This window comes from Tunturiibacter gelidiferens (assembly GCF_013410115.1).
GTDB classification, from domain to species: domain Bacteria; phylum Acidobacteriota; class Terriglobia; order Terriglobales; family Acidobacteriaceae; genus Edaphobacter; species Edaphobacter gelidiferens.
The window spans coordinates 1,874,109-1,898,523 of the sequence record NZ_JACCCV010000002.1 but is presented as its reverse complement, the minus strand read 5'-3'; the positions used below and the strand labels follow the sequence as shown (position 1 = coordinate 1,898,523).

The 24,415-nt window shown below is 59.7% G+C and carries 20 protein-coding genes; 10 read left to right on the top strand and 10 right to left on the bottom strand.

The annotated features are described in order from the left end of the window. The first annotated feature begins 14 nt into the window (after positions 1-14). The 4 genes from tsaD (at position 15) to HDF12_RS19990 (ending at position 5,305) form a co-directional block, all read left to right on the top strand. Complete coding sequence (gene tsaD / locus HDF12_RS20005) at positions 15-1,256, top strand: tRNA (adenosine(37)-N6)-threonylcarbamoyltransferase complex transferase subunit TsaD (RefSeq protein WP_179586285.1); 1,242 nt, start codon at positions 15-17, stop codon at positions 1,254-1,256. A 113-nt stretch (positions 1,257-1,369) separates the two neighbouring features. Continuing rightward, complete coding sequence (gene cysS, locus HDF12_RS20000; RefSeq protein ID WP_179586283.1) at positions 1,370-2,851, top strand: cysteine--tRNA ligase; 1,482 nt, start codon at positions 1,370-1,372, stop codon at positions 2,849-2,851. A 49-nt stretch (positions 2,852-2,900) separates the two neighbouring features. Next, a complete protein-coding gene (locus HDF12_RS19995) occupies positions 2,901-3,656 on the top strand; it encodes a hypothetical protein (protein WP_179586281.1) in 756 nt (251 codons plus the stop codon). 32 nt (positions 3,657-3,688) lie between these two features. Further along, positions 3,689-5,305, top strand: coding sequence for a formate--tetrahydrofolate ligase (locus HDF12_RS19990; RefSeq protein ID WP_179586279.1), 1,617 nt, complete (start codon positions 3,689-3,691; stop codon positions 5,303-5,305). Positions 5,306-5,439: 134 nt separating this feature from the next. Here HDF12_RS19990 and HDF12_RS19985 read toward each other — a convergent pair whose 3' ends face one another. Continuing rightward, positions 5,440-6,012: a cupin domain-containing protein gene (locus HDF12_RS19985; RefSeq protein WP_218892511.1), complete on the bottom strand. Its 573-nt coding sequence runs from the start codon at positions 6,010-6,012 to the stop codon at positions 5,440-5,442. 54 nt (positions 6,013-6,066) lie between these two features. After that, positions 6,067-7,032, bottom strand: coding sequence for an EamA family transporter (locus HDF12_RS19980; protein WP_179586275.1), 966 nt, complete (start codon positions 7,030-7,032; stop codon positions 6,067-6,069). Between the two features lie 75 nt (positions 7,033-7,107). Here HDF12_RS19980 and HDF12_RS19975 point away from each other — a divergent pair, with 75 nt between their 5' ends. Beyond that, positions 7,108-7,818 (top strand): hypothetical protein, encoded by a 711-nt coding sequence (locus HDF12_RS19975; RefSeq protein WP_179586273.1) that lies wholly within the window; start codon positions 7,108-7,110, stop codon positions 7,816-7,818. A 25-nt stretch (positions 7,819-7,843) separates the two neighbouring features. Here HDF12_RS19975 and HDF12_RS19970 read toward each other — a convergent pair whose 3' ends face one another. Both HDF12_RS19970 and HDF12_RS19965 read right to left on the bottom strand, forming a co-directional pair. Beyond that, positions 7,844-10,507: an ABC transporter permease gene (locus tag HDF12_RS19970; protein ID WP_179586271.1), complete on the bottom strand. Its 2,664-nt coding sequence runs from the start codon at positions 10,505-10,507 to the stop codon at positions 7,844-7,846. Continuing rightward, entirely contained in the window at positions 10,504-10,845 is a 342-nt protein-coding gene (locus tag HDF12_RS19965) for a PadR family transcriptional regulator (protein ID WP_179586269.1), read from the bottom strand. The genes HDF12_RS19970 and HDF12_RS19965 overlap by 4 nt, the downstream gene beginning before the upstream one ends. 599 nt (positions 10,846-11,444) lie before the next feature. On the opposite strand from HDF12_RS19965, the gene HDF12_RS19960 reads away from it, so the two are divergent. Further along, a complete protein-coding gene (locus tag HDF12_RS19960; protein ID WP_179586267.1) occupies positions 11,445-12,884 on the top strand; it encodes an acetyl ornithine aminotransferase family protein in 1,440 nt (479 codons plus the stop codon). A 211-nt stretch (positions 12,885-13,095) separates the two neighbouring features. On the opposite strand, the gene HDF12_RS19955 is transcribed toward HDF12_RS19960, so the two are convergent. From HDF12_RS19955 to HDF12_RS19945, 3 genes are all read right to left on the bottom strand, one after another. After that, complete coding sequence (locus HDF12_RS19955) at positions 13,096-13,920, bottom strand: SDR family NAD(P)-dependent oxidoreductase (protein WP_179586265.1); 825 nt, start codon at positions 13,918-13,920, stop codon at positions 13,096-13,098. Positions 13,921-14,050: 130 nt separating this feature from the next. Continuing rightward, on the bottom strand, positions 14,051-15,679 hold the full coding sequence (locus HDF12_RS19950) for a hypothetical protein (RefSeq protein WP_179586263.1): 1,629 nt from the start codon (positions 15,677-15,679) through the stop codon (positions 14,051-14,053). A 135-nt stretch (positions 15,680-15,814) separates the two neighbouring features. Beyond that, entirely contained in the window at positions 15,815-16,405 is a 591-nt protein-coding gene (locus HDF12_RS19945; RefSeq protein WP_179586261.1) for a TetR/AcrR family transcriptional regulator, read from the bottom strand. A 358-nt stretch (positions 16,406-16,763) separates the two neighbouring features. On the opposite strand from HDF12_RS19945, the gene HDF12_RS19940 reads away from it, so the two are divergent. Next, the gene (locus HDF12_RS19940; RefSeq protein WP_179586259.1) at positions 16,764-18,272 is read left to right on the top strand and encodes a hypothetical protein; all 1,509 of its coding nucleotides are present in this window, start codon (positions 16,764-16,766) and stop codon (positions 18,270-18,272) included. A 202-nt stretch (positions 18,273-18,474) separates the two neighbouring features. Here the strand turns inward: HDF12_RS19940 and HDF12_RS22065 are convergent, their stop codons facing one another. Together HDF12_RS22065 and HDF12_RS19930 are read right to left on the bottom strand one after the other, a co-directional pair. Further along, positions 18,475-18,738 (bottom strand): hypothetical protein, encoded by a 264-nt coding sequence (locus HDF12_RS22065; protein ID WP_218892510.1) that lies wholly within the window; start codon positions 18,736-18,738, stop codon positions 18,475-18,477. A gap of 367 nt (positions 18,739-19,105) precedes the next feature. Beyond that, positions 19,106-19,642 (bottom strand): hypothetical protein, encoded by a 537-nt coding sequence (locus tag HDF12_RS19930; protein ID WP_179586255.1) that lies wholly within the window; start codon positions 19,640-19,642, stop codon positions 19,106-19,108. A gap of 254 nt (positions 19,643-19,896) precedes the next feature. Between HDF12_RS19930 and HDF12_RS22550 the strand changes: the two genes are divergently transcribed. From HDF12_RS22550 to HDF12_RS19915, 3 genes are all read left to right on the top strand, one after another. Then, positions 19,897-20,493 carry a winged helix-turn-helix domain-containing protein gene (locus HDF12_RS22550; protein ID WP_373563972.1) on the top strand — a complete coding sequence of 199 codons (597 nt, stop codon included), beginning with the start codon at positions 19,897-19,899 and terminating at the stop codon, positions 20,491-20,493. A gap of 66 nt (positions 20,494-20,559) precedes the next feature. Then, positions 20,560-21,507 (top strand): hypothetical protein, encoded by a 948-nt coding sequence (locus HDF12_RS19920; RefSeq protein ID WP_179586253.1) that lies wholly within the window; start codon positions 20,560-20,562, stop codon positions 21,505-21,507. Positions 21,508-22,134: 627 nt separating this feature from the next. After that, positions 22,135-23,193, top strand: a complete 1,059-nt coding sequence (locus HDF12_RS19915) for a hypothetical protein (protein ID WP_179586251.1) — start codon at positions 22,135-22,137, stop codon at positions 23,191-23,193. A gap of 34 nt (positions 23,194-23,227) precedes the next feature. Here the strand turns inward: HDF12_RS19915 and HDF12_RS19910 are convergent, their stop codons facing one another. Further along, complete coding sequence (locus HDF12_RS19910) at positions 23,228-24,313, bottom strand: GGDEF domain-containing protein (protein ID WP_179586249.1); 1,086 nt, start codon at positions 24,311-24,313, stop codon at positions 23,228-23,230. Positions 24,314-24,415 lie beyond the last annotated feature (102 nt).

Here is a 24,415-nt window from a genome sequence, read left to right as displayed (position 1 = left end):
CCTATGATAGAGAGATGCGCGAAAGTCCCCAGTGTGGCGAAACGAGTGGCCAAGCAATCGGCACCGGCCTCATCCTCGGCATCGAAAGTTCCTGCGACGAGACCGCAGCCGCTGTCGTCCGCGCAGGCAGCGAAGCCCTGTCAAATGTCGTCGCCTCGCAGATGTCGCTCCACGCAAACTACGGCGGTGTCGTTCCCGAACTCGCCTCCCGAGAGCACTTGCGCAACATCGTACCGGTCGTCCGCGAGGCCATGTCCCGCGCCAGCGCTGCGGCTGGTCATCCAGTCACCTTCTCCGACCTCGACGCCGTAGCCGTCACCGCAGGTCCTGGACTCGCCGGAGCACTCCTGGTCGGCATCACCTACGCGAAGGCGCTCACCTTCGGCCTCGACAAGCCCCTCATCTCCGTCAACCATCTCGAAGGCCACATCCACGCCGTCCTCATGGAGACGCGTCAGTTAAACGAACTTCCCATGGAGCTCCCCTTACTCGCGCTCGTCGTCTCCGGCGGCCACACTCACCTCTACCTCGCCACCCACGAGCAGGGTGGCGAGACCAACTGGACCTATCGCAACGTAGGCCGCACCGTCGACGACGCCGCCGGCGAAGCCTACGACAAGGTCGCCAAGCTCCTCGGCCTCGGCTATCCGGGCGGCCCCTGGATCGACGCCCTCGCCCCTCACGGCAACCCCCGCGCCGTCCCCTTCACCTTCGGCGAGATCAAACATCGCGTCCCTCGTGAGGGAGTCACCAACAAAAAAGCCCCCACAAACACCGAAGGCCCGCACTTCGACTTCTCCTTCAGCGGCATTAAGACCGCAGTCCTCCGCTATGTCGAAACCCACAACATGCGCGACAGCATTGAAGCCCGACGTGCTGTCCTCGCCGCCGACCCAACCCTGACCCCAAAGTCCGAAGCTGTCATCAAGCTCTGTGACCAGCAGACGCTCGACCTGATCGCCTCCTTCCAATACGCCGTCGTCGGTAACCTCCAGCGCCAGACCTTCGCCGCCGCCGAAGCCCTCGGCGCGCGCAGCATCGTCGTCTCCGGCGGAGTAGCCGCCAACAGCGAACTGCGCCGCCGCCTTCAGGCCGAAGCCGACCGTCGCAACCTCCCCATCGCCTTCCCGTCGTTAGCCCTCTCCACCGACAACGCCGCCATGATCGCCGCCGCCGCGTGGCCAAAGCTCCTGGCCCGGGACTTCGCCTCCGAAGACCTGGGCGCAACCCCCCAGCTCCTCCTCGGCCAGCAGTAACCCTCGCTCGCCAACAATTCGTCCGGCTAAATCAGCTAAAATCATCAGGGAATCTCAAGCGAGAGCAGTCTGCACCGCGCCACGAGCCGGCTGCGGCAGGATACTAGAGCAACGTGGCAACCATAGAACTCTTCAACACCCTCGGCGGAAAGATCGAAACCCTCGCCCCCGTCGACCAAAAAGCTCTGCGAATGTACTGCTGCGGTCCCACCGTCTACGACTACGGCCACATCGGCAACTTCCGCACCTTCCTCCACGTCGACGTGCTCCGCCGTGTCATTCGCCAGCAGGGCATTCCTGTCGAGCACGTCATGAACATCACCGACGTCGATGACAAGATCATCCGCAACGCAGCCGCCGCCGGCGTCCCCATCGCTCAGTACACCGAAAAGTTCGAGCGCGCCTTCTTTGAGGACCTCGATGCCCTTGGCATCCAGCGCCCTGAGTACATCTCCCACGCCACCGCCTGCATCCCCGACATGGTCTCGCTCATCGAGCAGCTCGCGGCCAAAGACATCGCTTACCAGGCCGAAGACGGCTCCTGGTACTTCCGCATCGCGCGCTTCCCCGACTACGGCAAGCTCTCTAAAAAAGACTTTGACGGCATCGAAGACGGAGCCCGCGTCGACCTCGACGAGTACGAGAAGGATGCTGCCCGCGACTTCGCCCTCTGGAAGGCCGTCAAACCCGGCGAACAATCTTGGGAGACAGCACTCGGCACCGGCCGCCCCGGCTGGCACATCGAGTGCTCCGCCATGGCCACCAAATTTCTCGGCGAGAATATCGACCTCCACGCCGGCGGCGAAGATCTCATGTTCCCGCACCACGAGAACGAGATCGCCCAATCCGAGTCTGCCTCCGGAAAGCCCTTCGTCCGCCACTGGATGCACGTCCGATTCCTGCTCGTCGAAGGCAAGAAGATGTCGAAGTCCGAGGGCAACTTCTACACTCTCCGCGACCTGCTCCTCAAAGGCCACCGCGCCTCAGCCATCCGCTTCCTGCTCATCTCCGTGCCCTACCGCCACCAGATGAACTTCACCTTCGACAGCCTCATCGAATCGACCAACGCCATCGACCGCCTGCGCACCTTCCACCAGCGCATGTTGAAGGGTGGCTTCTCTCAAGGATGCGACCAGGCCCTCTCGCTGCTCACCGGTGAGGCAAGGATGGCGTACACCATCGCCCTCGCGAACGACCTCAACACCGCGGAAGCCCGCGCCGCCATCTTCGATCTCGTTCGCGCAGCCAACACCGCTGCAGACACAGGCACACTTCGCAGCGAAAACGCCGCCGAGATCCTCGACGTCCTCAATCTCTTCGACGCAGTCTTCGCCGTCCTTGAAGACAAGGACGCTGCCATCACCCGCGCCGCGCTCGCGTGGGCCGAAGCCGAGGGTCGCATCGACGAAGCCGCCCCCGAACTCGTTGCCACGCTCGCCTTCTCCGACTCCGATATCGACGCCCTCGTCGCCGAACGCACCCAGGCCAAAAAGACCCGCAACTTCGCCCGCGCGGACGCCATCCGCAACGACCTGCTCGCAAAGGGCATCCTAATCGAAGACTCCAAAGATGGCGTCCGCTGGAAGAGAAAATAAATAAGCCGGAAGAGAGCACTTCGTAAGACAAGCCGCTGGAGCGGAATCAATGACCTTCACAACCCGTACTCTCGTCGCAAGTTTATTCCTCGCTGCATCTCTTACCGCAGCCGCTCAGACCCCGGCCTCCAACACCACCGAGTGGGAGAACGAAGCCCTCAAGTTACGGCTCTTCTATCCCTCCGACCTCGTCAAGTCCGACCCCGAAAAGGTGTTGCACGACGGCCACCTTACCCTCTTCAACATCGACAACCCAAAGCTGGCCGCCGAGACCCACTGCCTGCGCCCCGCACTTTTGCTTGAACTTCCGCAGTCCGGCCCAGCGCAAACCACTGAGACTCAACCCAGCGCAGACGGCGGCACACAGGTCACCATCAAACCCGCCATCACCGCATCCATCCTTCTCGCCGAACTCGATGTTGACTGCCTCAACGCCGAGCACGAGAGCAGCAGCACCACCCTCCTCGCAGACCTCGCCGAGATCGTCACCAAGGTCCCCGGTATGAAGCCCATTGCACAGCCCTCCTGGTATAACGTCGGTTGGCAGAAGGTCCACATGGCTGCTGCGCAAGGTCCGGCGCCGACCCCGCCTCAAACCGCCGATCAAAAAGACTCCCAGCCCATAGTTCCTCAGCCGCTTTACACCATGGGCCTCTCCACCAACTGGAATAGCCATTTGCTCGTCTGGTACTTCTCCTCGAACAACATCGACACGCTCAATCGCATCACCAAGACCACCGTCCGCTTCGGCCGCGCCGAGGCCGCGCCGCTCTATCCAGTCCCCATGGGCACCGCAGCCCCATAACTCCTTCAAACCTTCGCCATCTTCTGAGGCCCATGACCAAAGATCTTCTCCCCATCGAAGCCATCGTCGAAAAGCTGAACCTGCCCGAAAAGTACGTCGAACGCCTCGGCCGCTACGGCGCAAAGCTCACCCTCGATCTCCTCGACGACCCCACCTTTCCCGTGCGCGGCAAGTTCATCCTCGTTACTGCGACCACACCCACCCTCTCGGGCGAAGGCAAAACAGTCACCTCCATTGGCCTCGTGCAAGGCCTCGAAAAAATCGGCAAGAAGGCCATCATCACCTCGCGCGAACCCTCCCTAGGCCCGGTCTTCGGCATGAAAGGTGGAGCCGCAGGCGGCGGCCGTTCCCAGGTCGAGCCCGCAGAAAAAATTAACCTCCACTTCCACGGCGACTTCCACGCCATCACCTCTGCGCACAACCTCCTCGCCGCGCTCATCGACTCGCACCTCTTCCACGGCAATCCACTCGAACTCGATCCCGATGCAGTCACCTGGCCCCGCACGCTCGACATGAACGACCGTGCTCTCCGCCACATCATCGTGCAGGCAGGCGGCAAACGCGACGGAGCCAATCGCCACACCGGCTTCCTCATCACGGCCGCCAGCGAAATCATGGCCATCATGACGCTAGCTACAAGCCGCGAAGACCTCCGCACCCGCCTCGGCCGCATTGTCATCGGCGCCACACGTGCAGGGAAACCCGTCCTCGCCGAAGACCTCAAGGCCACAGGCCCCATGATGGCGCTCCTCAACGAAGCCATCCTGCCAAACCTCGTCCAGACCACCGAAGGCACGCCCGCGTTGGTCCACTGTGGCCCATTCGCCAACATCGCCCACGGCACCAGCTCCGTTCTCTCGCAGCAGATGGGCCTTCGCCTCGCCGACTACGTCGTCAACGAAACCGGCTTCGCCTCCGACCTCGGCTTCGAAAAGTACATGGATATCGTCATGCCGTCGTCCGGCATCAAGCCCTCCGCCGCGGTTCTCGTCACCACCGTGCAGTCGGTTCGCAACCAGGGTGCGGGCGACCTCGAAGCCGGCTTCGAAAACCTGAAGAAACACATCGCCATCGTGCGCGGCTTCAACCTTCCCGCCATCGTAGCCATCAACCGCTTCCCCAACGACACCGAAGAAGAGCTGAAGTTCCTCGAAAAGTATTGCGAGGCCCAGGGCGCAGCCTTTGCACTCTCCGAAGCCTTCGCGAAAGGCGGAGCCGGAGCCACCGCACTCGCCGAAAAAGTCGTTAGTGTCATCGACGCCAACCCCAACGTCGTGCCCACCAGCACCTACGCCCCAGGCGCCTCTGCGCTCGAAAAAATTATCGCTGTAGCGCAAAAAGTCTACGGTGCAGCGAATGTTAAACTCACACCCCAAGCCGAAGAAAAACTAGCCCGCTTCACAAGGTGGGGCTACGGCGCGCTTCCCGTCTGCATCGCGAAGACACAGTATTCCCTAACCGATGACCCCAAACTCATGGGCGCACCCACGGGCTGGACCCTCCACATCTCGGACGTCGTTCTCTCCGCTGGCGCAGGCTTCCTCGTCGTCATCTCGGGCAGCATGATGCTGATGCCCGGCCTGCCCAAGTCCTCCCGCGCCATGGACATCAACGTCAACGCAGCAGGCGAGATCACCGGCATGTCCTAGCCCCGCTTCTAGGCTCCTGGAGCAGCCATCCTGAGCGAAGTCGAAGGATCTGCTGTTGCTTCTGTTTTTTGCTTGTTCTTTTGTTTGTCATTTCGCAGCGCAGCGGAGAAATCTGCTGATACTGGGCCCGCTCTTTATGGAATCCAGTTCGGCCCGATAAACTCCCGCAGCGTCTTTGGCGTGGCCCAGGGCGCTGCCCCCGCAAACCGCTTCACCCACTCCGTACCCTCGCCAATCCTCACGCGATCCGGCGTAAACTCCGGCGAGAGCGTATTCACCATCAGCGCGAAGCTCGCTCCCTCGTGCAGCCGCAGTGCCTTCCAGCAACCACCCGGCACCGCAACGACCGGCCTCTGCCCCGCCGCATAGTCGAACCCCAGCGTCACCTTCTCCACACGTCCCTCCGGATGAAAGATGAAGTAGTCCACCGGCCCGCCCTCCACCAGAATGTGCGTGTCGTCCGGCTCCAGCCAGTGCAAGTAGTTGATCGGCCTCTCCCGCGTAAGCATGTAGTAGTTCTGGCTCTGCACCGCGAGCATGCGTCCGCCCACGCTCACCTTCCGCGTAGAGACTCCGATGATCCCCAGATATCCCGACTCCTTCGGCAGTACCGACAGCTTCAGCGTACGGATCAACTCCCTCGCGCGTGCGTCCGTAGCCGCCGGAGTCGCAGCCTGCATCCCGCTCATCGCTGCTACACACAACACCGCAAGCAAAAATCTCCTCATGGCCGCCAGACTAGCAGACCCAAGCCAGCGAAACTAAGCCTCTTGCCCAGCGGCAATATCATCATTCACCACCGACGCAGCGCCGCTCTTCATCTTCGAGCTGGTCACCAGAAACACCGCCACCAGAATCGCCGCCATCCCCACGTACTCCACCGCGACAAAGCGCTCGTGCAGAAGGATCACCCCAAGAACGACGGCAATCACCGGATTCACATACGCATACGTCGCCACCTTCGACACTGCCACATGATCCAGCAGATAGACGTACGCGCTGTAAGTAAGAATCGATCCAAACGCCACCAGATAGAGCGTTGAAGCCCAGGCCTGCAATCCCCACTGCGCCCCGTGGTATCCCTTCGTCGCCACCAACATCAGCACGTTGAACACTCCGCCAAAAAGCATCTCCCACCCCGCCGCCGCAAATCCGCTAATCCGAAAAGTAGACCGCCGCGAGATCACCGACGCGCTCGTCCAGCACATCGCGCCGCCCAGCGTCACTCCAGCCGCTACGATCTGCCGCGAGTCGCCACGCAGTCCCTCCCGCAACCCAGGCCACAGCAGAAATACGAGTCCGACAAACCCGATGCAAACGCCGACCCATCCCTTCACACGCAGCCCTTCCCCTCTGGGCAGCACAATCTCAATCAGCGCCGCATACAAGGGCACCACCGCCACCAGCAGCGCCGCCAGCCCCGTCGGAAGATACTGCTCCGCCCAGATCACTGACGTGTTCCCGCACCCCAGCATCAGTACCCCAATCACCACCAGCCGCACCAACTCCTGCCGGTTCGGCCACATCTTCCCCTTCACCACAGCCGACGCCACCAGCATCAGCACACCAGCCATCAGAAACCGCACGCTCCCCAGCACAAACGGCGGCAGCACCTCCACCCCATACCGCATCGCCAGGTACGTCGATCCCCAGAAGAGATAGACGCACGCGAAACACAGCAGAATCTTCGTTCGGTTGGGCGCTGAAGTTGCCGAGTTGACGGGCATTCTTCAATGGTATCGCGCCTTTGCCTCGGGTCCCCGAGCCTGTATTCAGAGCCCGCCCGGTGCTACGATAAGGAGATGGTGCTTCGTCGTGCGGCCTCATTGCTCATCTTTCTTGTCTGTGTCTCGGCACTCTCCCAAGCTCCCGACCAGTCCTCCGCTCAGCCCAATCCCAACCTGCCGCGAAGCTTCCACGACCAGGATCTGAACATCACCTACTTCTATCCCGGCCGTTTCGTCCCCGACCCCGCAAGCGTCGAAAGGACCCCGGCTCAAGCATCTTCCAGCTCTACCACCACCGCGACGCCCAAGTGCGCCCGCTCCACCTTCTTTGCCAACTCGGTCACCTCAGCCGACACCGCATCCTTCGTCCTCTCCACCATCGACAACACCTGCCCCAACGTCCTCCGCGGTGCCACCACGCTCGGCCCCTTTATCCGCGAACAGATCATCCGCCAGCTCAAGCAGTACGGCGAACCCACCGTCACTCAGGAAGCCACCCGCTACACCATCGACGGCCATCCCGCAGCCATCGTCCTGGCCTCGGTCCCCATGCCAGCCGCCGCCGGCAAGATCCCCCAGACCACCTACGCCGCCAAGGCCTGCTTCCTCGGCAATATTCCCGTCAAGGCGAAGAAGAAGTCCGACCCAGCCGACCCCACGCGCCACGTCCTCTGCTTCGACTACACCACCCTGCACAGTGATCTCTACCATCTCCTGTTCGCCTTCAGCCTGCAGTTCGACAACGACACCCCTCAGCCCATGGTCCCCGGCAGCGTCATCCGCTAGTCTTCAACAAGACGAAGCCCAGACTTTATTCCTCCCGCAACAGGATCAAAGGATCGGTCCCCAGCGCACGCCTGGCCGGAACGCATCCAGCCAGCAGACCAAGGAAGAGCATCGTCAACAAGACTCCGCCCAACACGATCGGATCCCACGGCGTAGCCTGAGACACGATAAAAGCAATCACCTTACCCGCCGCCAGTCCCAATAACAGTCCCACAGCCGAGCCGAACGCCAGCAGCCGGAACGTACGCCCCAGTGCCGCATGCAACAGCTCTTTCTTTTGCGCGCCTAAGGCAATGCGAATCCCAAACTCCCGCAGCCGCTTGCTCACAGAATACGAAGCCATGCCGAAGATCCCAACTACTGACAGCATCGCGCCCATCACCCCCAGCACGCCGAGCGAAATCGTCGCCATCCGTGGTCCAAATAGAAACGCGTCCAGAGCTTTATAGCGCGTCTGGATATAAACCGGCAGTCCGGCATCCATATTCCGCAACGTGTCTCTGATAGCCTGTGCCAGCTGCTCCGGATCGCGGCTCGACCTCACCACGAGATACGCCGAGTTGGATGGCGATTGCAGAATGGGAAGAAACATCACCGGCTGCGGATCTTCCGTGAGGCTTGCATATTTTCCATCCTCCGCCATCCCCACAACCTGAATGCGCGCTCCATCCGGCATCTTGAAGTACGCGCCCATAGCTTTCGCTTCGGAGCCAAAGATCTTCCGCGCGAACTGTCGATTCACTACGGCGACGCGCGGTTTGTCTCTGTTCTCCTGCCAGGTGAAGGCTCTTCCCGACACCAGCGCTGTACCTGCCGCCTGAAAGTATTCAGGCGAGACCTTGAACATCAGCGCATCTGACGCAGCATTCGCAGGCCGAAGATCCGTCGTACTGTCGGCGAAGACATTCGAGTCCGGTTGCGCATCCCCCAACGGCACCTGATCGGCCAGGCCCACGGACTCAACGCCAGGAATCGCCGCCAACGCATCAATCATGCGTTTTTGCATGGGCGGCACTTTGTCGCCCCGGTAGCCCGCCATATTTAAGTCTGTCTCAACCAGCATCGTGTTCTGCAGCTCGAAGCCGAAGTTGTTGTGCAGCGAATGCGCCAATCCGCGCACGGCGACGATCGAAGAAGTGACAAGAACGGCACAGATTGCAATCTGCACCACAAGCAGCAGATCGCGGAAACTCATCCGCAAGCCAAACCTGCCGCGCTTCGTCTCGACGCTGCCACCCTTCACCGCCTCATACGGATCGGTGCGAAGAACCTGCCCCACCGGCACTGCGCCGAACAGTAATCCACTGGCCAACGCCAGAAACAAAGCAACCGCGTACACCTTTACATCCGGATTTACGGACATATGAAGCGGCCACCGGGAGATTGGCTGCCACACGCTCAACGCCCTCAACAACACCACGCTGCCTGCAAGTCCAACTGCCCCGCCCACCAGCGAAATCAGTACAGCCTCTGCAAAGAGCCCACGCAGAATCCGTTTGCGGCTCGACCCAAGCGCAAGCCGCAGAGCGATCTCACGCGATCGATCAGCAGCGCGCGCGGCAAACAGGCTGCCGAGGTTGGCACACGCAGCCAGCAGGATCAATCCCGCCAACAACATCAGTGCCGTCATAAACGTCCGCACCGGCCGGCCAATGTAATCCCCATAAAGACCCGGACGCGCTAGTTTAAAACTCATCTTGGGATCGTCTTTGGGATAAGCCTTCTCAAGAGAAGCTCCCACCGAGTTCAGATCCGCAATCGCCTGTGCCGGAGTTACTCCCGCCTTCAGGTGTCCCAACGTCATAAAGACCCAGCGATCGCCCCGGTTGTTTAGGTCGTTCTCATCGAACTGCGCGTGATTCACAATCGGCACAAAAAAATCCGGATTGAAGAACATCAGGGTGCCATGAAACTCAGGCGGCCCCACCCCGATGATGGTGTAGGGAAATTTGTTCAGCCGGACGACGCGACCGATGACGCCGGGATCGCCCTGAAAGTGGCTGTGCCAGAAGTCATAGGTCAGCACAATGTAGGGTGCGCTGTTCGGTCCGTGCTCATCGGAGCCATGAAAGAACCGGCCCAGGTACGGTTTAAGTCCAAGAGCATCGAAGTAATTTCCGGTGGCCTCATCGACCCAGGCGCGTGAGGGATCGTTGCCCGTATCCAGCGCCGCCTGCATGACGTTGTAAGCTGCCAGACTCTCAAAGCTGTGGTTGCGGTCCCGCAGATCGAGATAGTCCGGATAGGACTCGGCCATGTCGTTGCTGGACAGGCGCCACAGCCCGTAGAGGCTCTCCGACTGGGGCACATTCAGCGGCCGCAGGATGAACGCGTTCAAGACCGCAAACACAACCGCATTCGCCCCGATCGCAAACGCCAGCGTCAGGATCGCAACAACCGCAAAACCTGGTTTCTTGGCCATCCTGCGCAGCGCGAAACGAATATCCTGAAGCAGCCCTGCGCCGAATTGGCCGCCAAGCGCCTCGCGGCTCTCTTCCTTCAATCGTTGATACCCACCAAACTCGATGCGCGCACGACTCTCTGCCTCCGCGCGCGGAAGACCACCACGCTCAAGATCATCGGCACGATGCTGAATGTGCGAGCGAAGCTCCTCGTCGATCTCACGATCAATCTCAGCACGATGAAACAGCGTCGAAACAAAGGAGCGTAGAGAGGCGAAGGGTCTCATATTTCCTCCGGTTGCGTAGCAAGTGCGCTGGCGATCGCGGTAGCCAGACGGTTCCAGCTGTCCGTCTCTTCCTGCAGGCGCTTACGACCCACTGCAGTCAACTCGTAAAACTTGGCCCTGCGATTGTTCTCGGAAGTTCCCCAGTCCGCCTTCAGCAGACCCTGCCGCAGCAGACGAAACAACCCCGGATACAAAGCGCCTTGCTCAATCAGTAGCGCGCCGCCCGAGATCTGCTCAATGCGCAGAAGCACGCCATAGCCATGCAACGGCCCAAGCGAGACCGCGCGAAGAATCAGCAAATCAAGTGTGCCGGGAAGAAGTTGGGCCTGGGTGGTCAAGTGTCCCCCTAAGATGATTAGGAGGCTAGACCCACTTCCCTAAGCTGTCAAGGAGAGTTTTTGTCCTGCCGGACGAGCCTCCTGCGCGGAGCGCGGTTACTTCGTGACGGGTATACCGGTCTTGGCAGCGCCAGCAGCATAGGGTCTCCCGCTGGTCGGCATCATCATCTTCCCTCCGACCAACGGGAGGACCACGCGAAGCTCTAAAAAGGCGTGCGAACGCCCGCCTCCCGCGTAGGGAGCCCGTCCGGCAGGACACCGGTGTTCGAGTGTCACCACGATAAGGTATACTCACCGCCAAAGGCAGACTCCCCAATGAAATCGCTGTTCGACACAGCCCGGACCAATCGCAGCGCAGCTTTCCAGTGCCGCTCCAGGCGCCACCAGATGCCGCGTCGCCATCTCCGCGTCCTGCCCAGCCTCACGCGACCTAGTCTCTTCGCCGGCGACTAAGCGCAAAAAACCCTCCAGCCGGCGAAGTCCTCGCCACCAGCGCAAACCGTTCTCTCTGCAACCACAGAGCGCCACCGTCCCTCATCCGGACGGACACCAGCACGGACGGAAAGACCAAACGCACCGCTGCCCCCAAGGAGATTCGCATGACCACCCTGACCGAAAAGACCCTCGAAGACCTGAAGCAAAACTCCGCACAAGGCGTCACCCCCGCCGCCGGCGAAGCCATCCGCTCGAAGCACTACGCCGAGTTCGGCCCCAGGCTCAAGACCGCCCTCCCTGGCCCCAACGCCAAAAAGATCGTCGCCGACGACGACCGCCTCATCTCCCCCAGCTACACCCGCAGCTATCCAATGGTTGCAAAATCAGGCCGGGGCATCCGAGTCACCGACGTCGACGGCAATGAGTTCATCGACTTCGCTGCCGGCATCGCTGTCAACTCCACCGGCCATTGCCACCCCGAAGTAGTCAAGGCAATTCAGGATCAGGCCGCCGAACTCATCCACATGTCCGGCACCGACTTCTACTACGAAAACATGACCACCTTCGCCGAGCGCCTCTCCGCTATCGCGCCCATGCCCGGCCCGCACAAGTTCTACTACGGCAACTCAGGCGCCGAAGCCGTGGAGTGCGCGATGAAGCTCGCCCGCTACCACACCGGCCGTCAGAACATCATCAGCTTCTTCGGAGCCTTCCACGGCCGCACCATGGGCGCGCTCTCGCTCACCGGCTCCAAGCCCCAGCAGAAGCGTCGCTTCGCCCCCTTCGTCCCCGGCGTCCACCACATCCGCTACCCCTACGCCTATCGCGGCTGTCCCAACGGCACGCCAGAGGAGCAGGAAGCGTTCGCCCTCGACTGCGCCCGCTACATCGAAGACCGCCTCTTCAAGACCATCCTCCCACCCGAAGAGGTCGCCGCCATCATCCTCGAGCCCATCCAGGGTGAAGGCGGCTACGTCGTAGCTCCCACCAACTTCCTCCAGGAGATTCGCCGCATCTGCGACCGTCATGGCATTCTCCTCATCGCCGATGAGGTCCAGTCCGGCGCCGCACGAACAGGGAAGTGGTGGGCCATCGAACACTCCGGCGTCCAGCCCGACATCGTCTGCATCGCCAAAGGCATCGCCAGCGGAATGCCGTTGGGCATCTGCATGTCCAAGGCCGACGTCATGGACTGGGTTCCCGGCTCGCACGCCAGCACCTTCGGCGGCAACCCCATCTGCATCGCAGCTGCCCTCGCCACCATGGACATCCTCGAGCGCGAAGGTCTCCAAAATGCCGCCACCGTAGGCGAAAAGATGCTCGACCGCCTCCGTACCTGGGTCCCCAAGCATCCGACCGTAGGCGACGTCCGCGGCCGCGGCCTTATGATCGGCGTCGAACTTGTCAAAGACAAGCAGTCCCGCACCCCGGTAGGCCCCATGCGCGACAAGGTCGTCGATCTAGCCTTCGAGCGCGGCCTCTTGATCCTCGGCTGCGGCGAGACTACCATCCGCCTCTGCCCCCCGCTCATCGTCAACGAGCAGGAGGCTGAGGTCGCCCTCGACATCCTGGAAGAGTGCATCGCTCTCGCTGCCAAAGCCTGAGTCCTGCCGGACGGGCTCGCTACGCGGGAGGCGGTCACTTCGTGACGCGTCTACCGGTCTTGACAACGCGAGAGCATAGATCCTCCCGTTGGTCGGAATCAAAATGCCGACCAACGGGAGGCCCCGCGCCCCTAACCCACCCGGACAAGGGTATACAAGTCACGAAGTGACCGCGCCGCGCGCAGCGGGCCCGTCCGGCAGGACAGTGCTCTTACGAGCGCACTCCATACCGCTTCGCCGCATGCTTATGCGAGAGGTTCGGCCCCAGCGCCACACGAGCAGCATTGAACTTCTCCCAATCCGCAACATCAGGCAGTGCCGGAATCGTAACCAGCTCGCCGCTATCAAACGCAGCCAGAGAAGCGTCCACCATCTCCTCCGAGCTCATCACAATCTCCGACGGCAGATTCTCATGCCCGCCAATCCCCGCACGGCCCCAGAACTCCGACGCCGTAGCCCCAGGCAGCACCGCCTGCACCTGAATACCCTTGCCGCCCACCTCTTTATGCAGCGACTGCGTAAGATTCAGCACATAAGCCTTCGTCCCGCTGTACACGCCATTCAGCAGCTCCGGAGCCACTGCAACAACCGAAGAGATGTTGATGATCGCGCCCTTGCCTCTCGCCAGAAACCCTGGCACCACCGCATAGGTCAGCCGAGTCAACGCCGTCACGTTCAACTCAATCATGTTCTCCAGCTCATCGATCTCCGAGTCCACCAGCGAAGTCGTCCCGCCAAATCCCGCATTGTTCACCAACGTCGTAATCGATTGATCCGAGCGTAGCCGCTCCTCGACTTTGCGCAAATCCGCCTTATTCGTAAGGTCTGCCGCGAGAACATCAACCGAACGGCCAGTCGCCGAAGTCAGCGAAGCCGCCAACTCCTTCAGCTTCTCGCCATTGCGAGCCACCAGGATCAGGTCATAGCCGCGGCGCGCCAGCCGATCCGCATAAACTGCACCGATTCCCGTCGATGCGCCGGTGATAAGAGCCTTGCCAAGAGTAGTGCCTTTAGAAGAAGTAGCTGAGGTAGTCATAAAGTCTCCGTCCCTGCGAAAGTGTGAACCAGAAACTGATTCGCTTACCTTAGAGTAGACCGGTTGGTTAGTAGATTCAAAAAGAGACTCTCTCCTACAAAGAAAGTCTTTCTTTCTCGTCCTAACTCTCCTAATCCTGTCCGGACACGCCACTGCGCGCTTCGACCAGCTCCCGACGTCCAGGTAGGTCGGCACGCTCGGCAACCTTGAGCAGCTCGTTGAAGTACCTCTTCGCCCCCTGTTGATCGCCGCTGCTCTTCGCCGCCTCAGCCGCCCCATACAGGGACCAGAAGCGATTCGGCTCCCTCTTGAGTGTCGATTCAAACTCCACGAGCGCTTCAACGGGTCGCTTCGACTCCAGCAGCAGCTCTGCCAGCAGCTCGCGTGCCGGAGCGAGTGGCCCTGGCGTAACCACACTCTTTTCGGTCGCGTCCTCCATCTCGGCAGCTCTGCGCATTCCGGCCAATGCGTCCTCGGATTGTCCCTGCGAAGACGCCAGCCATGCAACAACTTCCAATCGCTGAATCTCCACCTGATTCGCCCAGAAGTCCTCTTTCATCGTGTTCAGCCGGTCGCGACACTGCGCCAGAGCATCGATTGCAGCACGTGCCGCCGCAGTGTCCTTCAAATGCGCAGCCCCCAGGCCTCGGGCAAAGTAGGTCATGGCCTCGGTGTAAGGAAGCGGACTTGGCAGCGGCTGGAGCTTTGCAGCGTTCACCCAGTCCCGCCGTTCCAGATCGTATCGAGCAGGTATCGCCGCCCTCGCAAAGTAGGCCGCCGTTGCCCCGCCCGCTCCACCAATCTGCATCTTCGGATCGAAGCGCGAAAAAATCTGATCAGCCGACTCCACCACACGCCTCGATGCATTGTCCTGGGCCGTCTGCAGATAGGCGTACTCCAGATAATCGCTCGCATGCAACTCGTCCGCCGGCTGTCCTGCGTTGCGTGCAGCAGCCGCAGAGGCAACATTAGCGTCAATCGAAGCCTGCCAGTCTCCCACTCGCGTAAACGTATGCGAGGGCATATGCAGCGCGTGAGGAGTTGAAGGCGCAATCTCGCTATAGTGCTGCGCCGCTCCAGCCGCCCGTGCAGCCAGCGGTGGAACGTCATACGTGTGGATGATGTAGTGCGCCAGCCCAGGATGATCGGGATACTGAACGTACAGGCGATCCAGTATCTCGCCGGCCTTCAGTTGCCGGGCATAAGTCTTATCAGTCGGTTCCGCGGCGGAGGATACAGCCAGCGCATAGAAGATGGCCGCCTCAATGTCCTCAGGGTAAGCAGCGCTCACCGCAGCCATCGCGCTCTCATACGCCAGTTTGCGAGAGCGCTGATCGACAGTCGCTGTGTCGGTATAGAGACGCGCAACAGCCTCGAGATAAGCAAGCTCCCGTTCAGCCTTCGGATGTAATCCTCGTCCCTGCTCGACTGCCTTCAGACCCGCATCAAGTTGTGCCTGCGACTTGATGCCCGTAGCGAAGGGATTGCCCCAGTCGCTCAATGCAATACCCCAGTAAGCCATCGAACACGTCGGATCGCTCCCAAGAATCCCATGGAACGCTTCAATCGCACTCGCAAATTGAAACGAATGCATCAGCGCCACCGCCCGATTGAACTGCGGCTGCACTGCACTGCTGCATGACGTGCTGAAGCTCACCGTCCCCAACTTCTCGGAGGTGCCGTGATGGCCTACCTGCGCGAAGTCCACCGCCGACAGCATGGCAAGAGCCACAATAGACAAGGTGAAGCGAGTTTGCATCCCAGTTCGCATCGTAGTCACTATCGCCGAAACATAGTCAGCGCGCGATCGACTCGATCATAGCCCACACTTACCGCGGAACGTTACCGTGGGCAGCCCGGGCATCTTCCTCACCAGACTCAAGCGCAGGTCAGCCTACTTCTTCAGCAACACATCAAACGCAAAGTGAAGAAAGTTCTCAAGCGGCCTGTCGCTCTTCTCCGCCTTCATTCGTATCAACGACCCCTCATAGCTGTTCAACAGAAACCCCGCCAAAGCGTCCGGATCCGTAGCCTTCGCCAGATCTCCCCGCTCCGCCGCCTCACGCAGCACATCGGCAACGCTCTTCTGCCAGACCGCAAAGACCCCCTTCAGTTCTGACCGCAACCGCGGGCTGTGGTCCGCAACCTCGAGGCTGAGATTCCCCACCAGGCATCCACTGATCTCTCCGCGTTGTCCAAACACCGAGATCAGCTCTTCAAAGTACCGCCGCAGCCGCTTCAACGGAGCAACCTTGCGATCTCCAAGTACCCGCTCCGATCGCTCCGCCTCGCCCTTTGCGTAAAGGTGAAACACCTCCACGGCAAACTCCTCCTTGCTCGGAAAGTAGTGGTAGAACGAGCCCTTGGGAACCTTCGCCAGATCGAGCACCTCCTTCACCCCGGTCGCGGTATATCCGGTCGAGCGAAGCCGCTCCAGCCCCACCGCAAGCAGATGATCGCGAGTTGAGGGCGGTGCAGTGCCCATAGCTAATCGATAATAGACTGGTCGTCTAGCAGAGTCAACGAATGTTCGCAATATCAATTCCCGTTTACTAACCTGATCCATAGACACTGTCTAGACTGTCTTTTTTTCATCCGTTTTTAGACGAATTGCCGTGCTGACCACTAGGGAAGGCGATCTCCTCAGCGTCAATCACACGTCAGACGAGTTCAGCGCTACAGCTTGGCTCGGCCCATCGTTCGGGGCCTCGCGAATTAATTTCTAACTAAGTGTTCCGCAGAATTGACGGTCGGTATCTACGGTGCTATACCAATTACCGACCTTGGGCCACCGGCTTCTAAATTCACAGAGCGGGGTGTTTGCCATGTCCGTAGCACGCAGAATGCTTCTCGTTAATGCGGCCCTGAGCTTGTTGATCTTCTCGTCAGCTTCATCAGCTCAGTCGTTCAAGCCCATCGGCGGCCTGGACTGTAATGGCCATAGCAAAATTCAAAAACCACTCAGACCACAGGATACTTGCACTGACTTTCACGATGAATACGGCAAACGGGGCTACGACAACGGTTATTACATCGGGCATGACGAGCCGAGTGTCGGTTTCATCTCCACGGTTCCTCACTCCGGTAACAATGTGCAATGGGAGTTCACGTTGCCGCGTGAACGCCCCGTGCCGGCTACTCAGTCTTTCGAGAACTTCATCACGTTCTGGCTCTCCATGGCGCTCTGCGATCCTAATTCAGGTTTTGTGCGCGGGCCTTGCATCCCGGATAGCGACAAGAACAATCCCACCTCTGCTGGGTCTGCATTCCTCGAGATGCAGTTCTATCCCCCCGGCAATCCCCCCTTTATCACCCAGATCAGTTGTGACCTGACCCACTGGTGTGCGTCGCTGCACATCAACAGCCTCGAAACGATGGATAACGGAGATCTCAATCCCAATTGCACTGAGACTACGAACTTTGCGTTCATCCAGACCGATGGAATTCCTATCGGGCCGCCCGGTCCCAACACTATGACCAACGCGAGCTACATTCCAAACAGTCGTACCTTGCTGATGAACCAGGGCGACCGGCTGCGCGTCACCATCCTCGACGTACCGGGCGATGTCCTGGGAGGCGTAATGACGATGATCCAGGATCTCACCACGGGTCAGTCCGGGTTCATGGTAGCTAGCGCCCACAACGGCTACCAGACCACGAATCCGAACACCTGCGTCGGGACAAACTTCAGCTTCCACCCTGAGTTCGACACTGCGAAGTTTGGCAACTTTACTTCCTGGGCCGCACTGCAAGCCAATGTCAATTTTTCCATGGAACTCGGTCACTTCACCCCCGGCGCCCATGGCGACAACGATTCCGACGACGCGCCGTGCTTCCCAGGACCCACGGTCGCTGGCTGCTTAAACTTCGCCACAGGAGGGGACATCGATTTTGACGGTAGCTCCTACTTGTTCGACTGGCCAGATGGCACGCGCAACAACGCCACTTCGGTTGCAATCCAATCTGCCAAAGGTGGCGGCATCGGCCCACTCAGTCCGTCTGACGATACTGGCAAATACGACCAGCCCTTTCCAATCATTCAGATCGAGACCGACGTCGCAGCCTCAGAAAGCACCTGCAAACCGAACGGAGTCGGCTGCGTCGTCCCGCCAGTGGGCGCACAATTCTATCCCTTCTACGCGATAACAAAGAACGGAGGCAACGACGACCGCTACGATGACCGAGAAAACTGCACCTTGGTCTTCGGCAACTTCACAAACCCGGACTTCAATACTTTTGGCCGCGATTCGCAGTATGGCACCTCCAACCTGTATTGGTTCTTCGGTCAGAACACCAGTGGCCCGCGAACCAATCCATGCATCCCGCATCCGAAGGGCCAGGACGAGCGTTGACGCTTCCTTTGCTTAGTTGAGTGAATCCTCTCTGTATGGAGCTCCATTCGAGACGTTTTGTACGAATCGGACGGAGCTCCATCTGACCAGGCTTTGCGTTCCCGAGCGCCTCTCCGTCCTCGGAGCGATCTTCCAGGCAGGCCCGCCCGCTCCGAGCTTCTCAACGTGTTCTATGGGCCTTCGCTTGGCGGGACGGCCTACATCAGATAACTGCGCGAAGGGCAACCGTCATGCCTGCACGTGCGGTCTTGAGAGCACCAGCGACCGTCTCACCGGCGGCGATCGTGTGTGCGAGTGCCGATCTCCTTCGTTTTCCCGGATGCTCGAAAGCGACGGTCTCTATCCCACCACCGAAGAGTGTGTGGCTCGCTTCCAGCCCATCGAGTGCGGCGTTCAACTCCGCGACAACGGCCTCGGCCTCATCGGCAACGACGATCACTTCCACACTGATTTTCTTGTATAGCATCGGAATACCTCTGCCTCCAATCTTATGCCTCCCGGTTCCAGGCAGACCGCAAGCGATTAGCTGCAGGACGACTTCCGGATTGCCGACTACACACCCGGAACCCAGAAGAAGCAACCAATATCGGGCTTCAATGCGTGCTAGGTCTCCTGATATCGCCAATTGAGTTTCGGAATGGGCGCTTCGGTGAAGACTGGCCGACTTTCATGAATGCGCAGAATGTCGATAGCAATCAGGTAGCGGATGTCCGGACCGGTCTCATTCTCGTGTCCCGGAAGAACGAGGCACCACTCGGCTCACCTCCGACGCGCTAGAGGAGCCTGCCTGAGTCCGACAGGCTCCTGGTGATCGCAGAGGAGTTTTGTATCCCTCATCGCTCATGCGGCAGTTCAGGGAAGAGCTTTTTTGCGTTAGCAGTTAGCACCGCCGGCACGGTGGCGCCACTAGCGAGTACAAGCGACGTAACAATCGCACGACCCTCTCGCGCCTTGTCCACATAGACAATGGAGAAGGTGGCGGTGCGGACCAGGGTTCCCGATGCGTAGACGCCGACGGTGAGTGTGCCGGTGCAGTCAGCGTTCACTGTGCCGGTCCCCTTGAGCGTGACGTTTGCTAGGTTACCGTCCGAGCTGCTCGTCGCCGTTCCCGACAGATCTCCCTTGGCGTCGAGGGTGTATCTCGCGACGGCGGCAAAGGGAACCGCGCCTGTTGCAGGGATGACCGTCCCCGTTTCGGTGTATGCCCACTCTCCTGCTACATCGGCTTTTGAGCAAGTCGTGTCACGCAAAGAGTCTCCCCCAACATTTGCCTCAGTTTGCGCTTGCACAAGTTGAGTGGATCCCATCCATAGCATGCCCGCTGCGGCCATAATGGCTACGATGTTGCGAATACGATTCGATCCAGTCATTGAGTCCCTCATTGATCTCTCCTTTAGTCAGCCGGCAACGCCGAAAACCCGTCGGTCTTCAGTCGCGTCCCCAGCAATCTGTAGGAAACTCTAGCCTTTCCACGGAGCCGGTTCCATGCATGGCGAGTCATTGGAAGGTCAAAAGAAAGTCAATAGTTAAGTGCTTTAGCCGGAGTAATTTCCTCGCGCTTCGTCCGGGGGACTAGACTGATGCGATGCCGACACAGCCGGACTGAGGAGGAAGGGCGCGAACTGTGAACGATACCTCCCATCCCTCTCAGCGAGTCCGCTTTGGAATCTTCGAAGTTGACCTTCGAACGGGAGAGCTGTGGAAGTCGGGGCGAAAGCTGAAACTGACGGGTCAGCCATTTTCCGTTTTGGCCATTCTGCTGGAGCGGCCGGGCGAAGTGATCAGCCGAGAGGAGTTGCAACGGCGGCTTTGGCCGGACACGTTCGTCGATGTCGACCACAACCTGAACACTGCGATCAACAAGATCCGCGAGACACTGGCCGATTCCGCGGAGAGGCCGCGTTTTGTTGAAACGCTATCCCGCCGTGGGTACCGATTCATCGCTGTTGTAGGAAGCGCTGACTTGGAGACGAAGACACAATCTGCTGATGCCAGTGTGCACTCCAGGAGCCGGATGAAGAACACTTCGCGCTCTCGGCCCGACGATGGCTTCTGGATTGCTGTGCTGCCATTGAAACTGAGCGACGCCGATGCTGACCTCGCTGATCGTGCCACCGCGCTGATCGAGGAGATCGTTACCGGGCTATCTCGTTTTTCCTATCTTCGCGTCATTTCGGTCAGCTCCACTTTGCAATACGCCGGCAAGTCGGTCGATGTGTGAGCGGCTGGCAGGGAGCTTGGAGCACGCTACGTCATCGAAGGCAGCCTTCGTCACGCAGGCGCGAGAGTGCGCGTCGCAGCGCAGTTGATCGATTGCAATTCAGGAGTTCATCTCTGGGCCGAAACGTATGATCGGCCCTTTTCCTCACAGACTGCGTATGATTTATTTGATGACGTCGTTCCGCAGATTGTGTCGACCATCGCAGATACGCATGGCGTTCTGACGCGCAGCATGAGTGAGGCACTCCGTACCATGGATCCGTCCAGGCTAAGCCCGTACGAAGCGGTGCTTCGCAGCTTCGCACATTTTCAGCGCGTCAGTGCCAAGGAACATGGTCCAGCAAGAGCGGCACTGGAACGCGCGGTCCAACAAGCGCCGAACTATCCTGATGCCTGGGCGATGTTGTCGCTCCTCTACAAGGAAGAGTTCACGCATAGATTCAATCTTCTTCCGGATCCCCTCGGCAGGGCTCTCGCGGCCGCGCAGCGTGCGGTGGAAGGAGCGCCGTCAAATCATCTCGCTTATCATGCGCTGGCGTCCGTCGAGTTCTTTCGCAAGGAGCTGGATTCCTTCCGAATTGCGACGGCGCGGGCTGTTGCTCTCAATCCGATGGATGGATTCACGCTTGCATACCTCGGGTTTTTAATTGCTTACGCGGGCGATTGGGAGCGTGGCGGCGACTTGTCAGCAAAGGCCCGAAGCTTGAACCCTCACCATCCTGGTTGGTATTGGTTTGTACCGTGCTTCGAAGCATATCGCAAAGGCGAATACAAAACGTCACTGGATTTTGCCCACAAGGTAAATATGCCTGGCTTCTGGCGCACTCAACTCGCTATCGCCGCGAGCTCCGGGCAACTCGGCCGAAAGGCGGCAGCGAACGAGGCCCTGCAGACTCTTCTGATTCAAAGGCCCGACATTGCCAAATTTCCTCGCGAGGAGTTAGCGATCTGGTGGCAACCGGATATGGTCGAACACCTGATCGTCGGCCTCCGCAAAGCTGGCCTTGAGGTATAGGGGGCGACGTCGGGTCACATTGCGACAGTTTTAAAACAGAACAATCGAGGCGGCATAACGGTCAGCAAGTAACTATCCAGCGACGTGGAAAGGAATGCTGATGATCGTGTGCCGCAGTTAGCGACAATTCGCCGATGCGCCTTCCGAGCAGCACCGTCGGAGAAGCGTCCAAGATGTTGTGTTGTGAACGGTTAACGGGCAAACAGGAAATTAATCCACTACTTAATTTCACTCAGACCAGAAACCACCTGCGCTAGAATCTCGCGAGATCGTCAGGTCGCATCGACGGCCTCGAGCGCCGAAAAACCTGTCAAGCCCCTGACTGCATAAAACCCGCTCCAGACGGGCCGATTCGTGTGGCGTATACACCCCATCCCGCCCGCTATAATGGATCTAGACGGTCCGCCTCGGGTGTTGCCGAGGCTTCTTTGCGTAAGGCAGCCATAACTCTCTCATTTTGAATATTTTGCGAGTAAGTCCTTTGGATGGAATATTTTACAGCCACTACCCTCCCGCAAGTTAAACAAAATAATAGACTTCGCCGCAAGATACCCCCACCCCCCGGGGGGAGGGGGATGGCCCCACTCCGACAAACTCGAGCCTGCGTCTAAACTGTGGAATCACTAGATGGATCATCCACGCCGCACCACAAAATTCGCCGCAATTCTCCTCGCCGCCACCATCAGCGCGCCACAATCTCTCCACGCTTTGCAGCAACACACCACCGCGCTCGAGCCAGATAACTCGGCGCCACATCGCACCCGCCTCATCCTCAAGGATGGCAGCTACCAGATCATCATGAGCTACCGCATCGTCGGCAGCGTGGTCCACTACGTCAGCGCCGAGCGCGGCGGAGCCGAAGAGGAGATCCCTCTCAACCTCGTAGACCTCGATGCCACCAAGCGCTGGGACCGCCAGCACTCTCAGCCCACCGCAACCGCCGACAACCCCCAGCCACCCGCCATCGACCCCGAACTCCTCAAAGAAGAAGCCGACCGCGCCGCCCTCACTCCAGAGGTTGCCAAGGATCTCCGCCTCCCGGAAGAGGACAGCACTCTTGCCCTCGACACCTACCGTGGCACCCCGGAGCTGGTCCCCCTCGCCCAGACCGACAGCGACCTCAATCGAAACACGGGACACAACCTCCTCAAGGCCGCCGTCAACCCCCTCTCAGCCTCGCACCAGATCGTCGAGCTCAAAGGCGAGACCTCGCCCATCCAGCTCCACGTCAAAGACCCTGTCCTCTACCTCCGCATCGGAGACGAGAGCGTGGGCTCGACAGCCGGTACGCCCCTGACCGTCGACACCCATGGAGCCACCAGCCATGCCGCAAACGACCCCGTCGGCGGCTCTCCCAACAGTCGCTACGTCATCGTCCGCGCCGACGTCCGCAGGGGGGCCCGGGTCATCGCCAGCTTCCGCATCGGCCTCCTCGGCGGGGTGCAGCACCAGGAAGACGTAGTCGAAACCACCACGGAGCTGCTACCCGGAGGACACTGGCTAAAAATCACCCCGAAGGAACCGCTCGACTTCGGTGAATTTGCCCTCATGGAAGTCCTCTCAGACAAAGCCGTCAACCTGGGAGTCTGGGACTTCGGCGTGCACCCGGTCTCCCCCGAAAACCGCGACGTCCTAAAGCCCGAGCCCCGTCGGGGTGTCACGCTCGAACACCGCGGCCCCGGCTAGCCCCCGCAGAAAAAGAATTTTAGTCAGGAATTGCCTAGTTGCGGGGAATGGAGTCGCGCTCGAGAAACATTCCCGAAACTTCCCGCCGTGAGCCGCTGACGGATCTGGCTGTCTCTGCGCGTCCGATCATACCCTTGCCTGCTACCGCAACATTGTCGCGCGTCACCTTGGCCTCATACATCATCGTATCGGCCGCTCGCAGGATCGTCTGAACCGTATTTCCGTCCTCAGGATAGGTTGCCAGCCCAAAGCTTCCCGAGAGGCTGAGCGAAAGCCCTGCTCCCTCCAGAAAGCGCGCCGACCGCAGATCCTCGCACAGTGCCATTGTGGTCCCGCTCGCCGCTGCCTTCCCCATCCCCGGCAGCAACGCGACAAACTCGTCCCCGCCATAGCGAAAAGCCGCATTGTTCGGACCAAGGCTGCGTCTCATCAACCCGCCAATCTCCGCCAGGAGCCGGCTTCCAATCAGATGGCCATGGGTATCATTTACCGACTTGAAGTGATCCAGATCGACAAACATCAGACTAAATACCTGCCCCCGAGCCACCTCTTCTTCGAGCATGGTGTACAGGTGCCTAGCATTGAAAAGTCCCGTCACGTCATCCGTGATGGTCAGCTCCTGAATCAAAGTCATAGACCGCGCGTTCTGAATCGCGATCGCAGCGTAATCGCACAGAATTCTTAGAAACGAGATCGAGTGCTCCGACAGCAAATCCAGCTTGCTGTTCAGCAGTTGAATTACGCCCAGTGTCTTATCCCCGGAGCGAACCGGCACGCAGGCGATCGACTGGATCTTCAGGTCAGGATGCTTATTGGCAAACGCTGACCAATGCGGATCAAGCGCCACATCCGGCACCACCAGAGGATTTCCCGTCGACGCCACCCAACCTGCAACTCCCTCGCCCAGCGGTACCCGCAATCCCTTCAAACTTTCGGCATTCTCTCCCACCGCGATCGCGTAATACAGTTCGCCCGACTTATCGTCCACCATCAGCAGCGACCAGCGCTCAGGCCCGAAGAACTGGGCCATCTTATTCATGATGGCTCCCAGTATTTCTTCCAGTTCAAGGCTCGAAGTCAGCGCGCGCGCAACGTCATGGAACACTCGAAGGTGATCCATTTGACGACTTTCGATCACTTCAAACTGCCGCCTGTCCTTCAATCGCTGTCCCCGTACCGTATGTGCATTTTTTTGCACATATTACATATCAGCCTCTCATAG

Coding starts and splice junctions, on each gene's coding strand:
- tsaD (WP_179586285.1), top strand. CDS start 15: ATGCGCGAAAGTCCCCAGTGTGGCGAAACGAGTGGCCAAGCAATCGGC.
- HDF12_RS19995 (WP_179586281.1), top strand. CDS start 2,901: ATGACCTTCACAACCCGTACTCTCGTCGCAAGTTTATTCCTCGCTGCA.
- HDF12_RS19990 (WP_179586279.1), top strand. CDS start 3,689: ATGACCAAAGATCTTCTCCCCATCGAAGCCATCGTCGAAAAGCTGAAC.
- HDF12_RS19980 (WP_179586275.1), bottom strand. CDS start 7,032: ATGCCCGTCAACTCGGCAACTTCAGCGCCCAACCGAACGAAGATTCTG.
- HDF12_RS19975 (WP_179586273.1), top strand. CDS start 7,108: ATGGTGCTTCGTCGTGCGGCCTCATTGCTCATCTTTCTTGTCTGTGTC.
- HDF12_RS19970 (WP_179586271.1), bottom strand. CDS start 10,507: ATGAGACCCTTCGCCTCTCTACGCTCCTTTGTTTCGACGCTGTTTCAT.
- HDF12_RS19960 (WP_179586267.1), top strand. CDS start 11,445: ATGACCACCCTGACCGAAAAGACCCTCGAAGACCTGAAGCAAAACTCC.
- HDF12_RS19955 (WP_179586265.1), bottom strand. CDS start 13,920: ATGACTACCTCAGCTACTTCTTCTAAAGGCACTACTCTTGGCAAGGCT.
- HDF12_RS19950 (WP_179586263.1), bottom strand. CDS start 15,679: ATGCAAACTCGCTTCACCTTGTCTATTGTGGCTCTTGCCATGCTGTCG.
- HDF12_RS19945 (WP_179586261.1), bottom strand. CDS start 16,405: ATGGGCACTGCACCGCCCTCAACTCGCGATCATCTGCTTGCGGTGGGG.
- HDF12_RS19940 (WP_179586259.1), top strand. CDS start 16,764: ATGCTTCTCGTTAATGCGGCCCTGAGCTTGTTGATCTTCTCGTCAGCT.
- HDF12_RS22065 (WP_218892510.1), bottom strand. CDS start 18,738: ATGCTATACAAGAAAATCAGTGTGGAAGTGATCGTCGTTGCCGATGAG.
- HDF12_RS19930 (WP_179586255.1), bottom strand. CDS start 19,642: ATGACTGGATCGAATCGTATTCGCAACATCGTAGCCATTATGGCCGCA.
- HDF12_RS19915 (WP_179586251.1), top strand. CDS start 22,135: ATGGATCATCCACGCCGCACCACAAAATTCGCCGCAATTCTCCTCGCC.
- HDF12_RS19910 (WP_179586249.1), bottom strand. CDS start 24,313: ATGGATCACCTTCGAGTGTTCCATGACGTTGCGCGCGCGCTGACTTCG.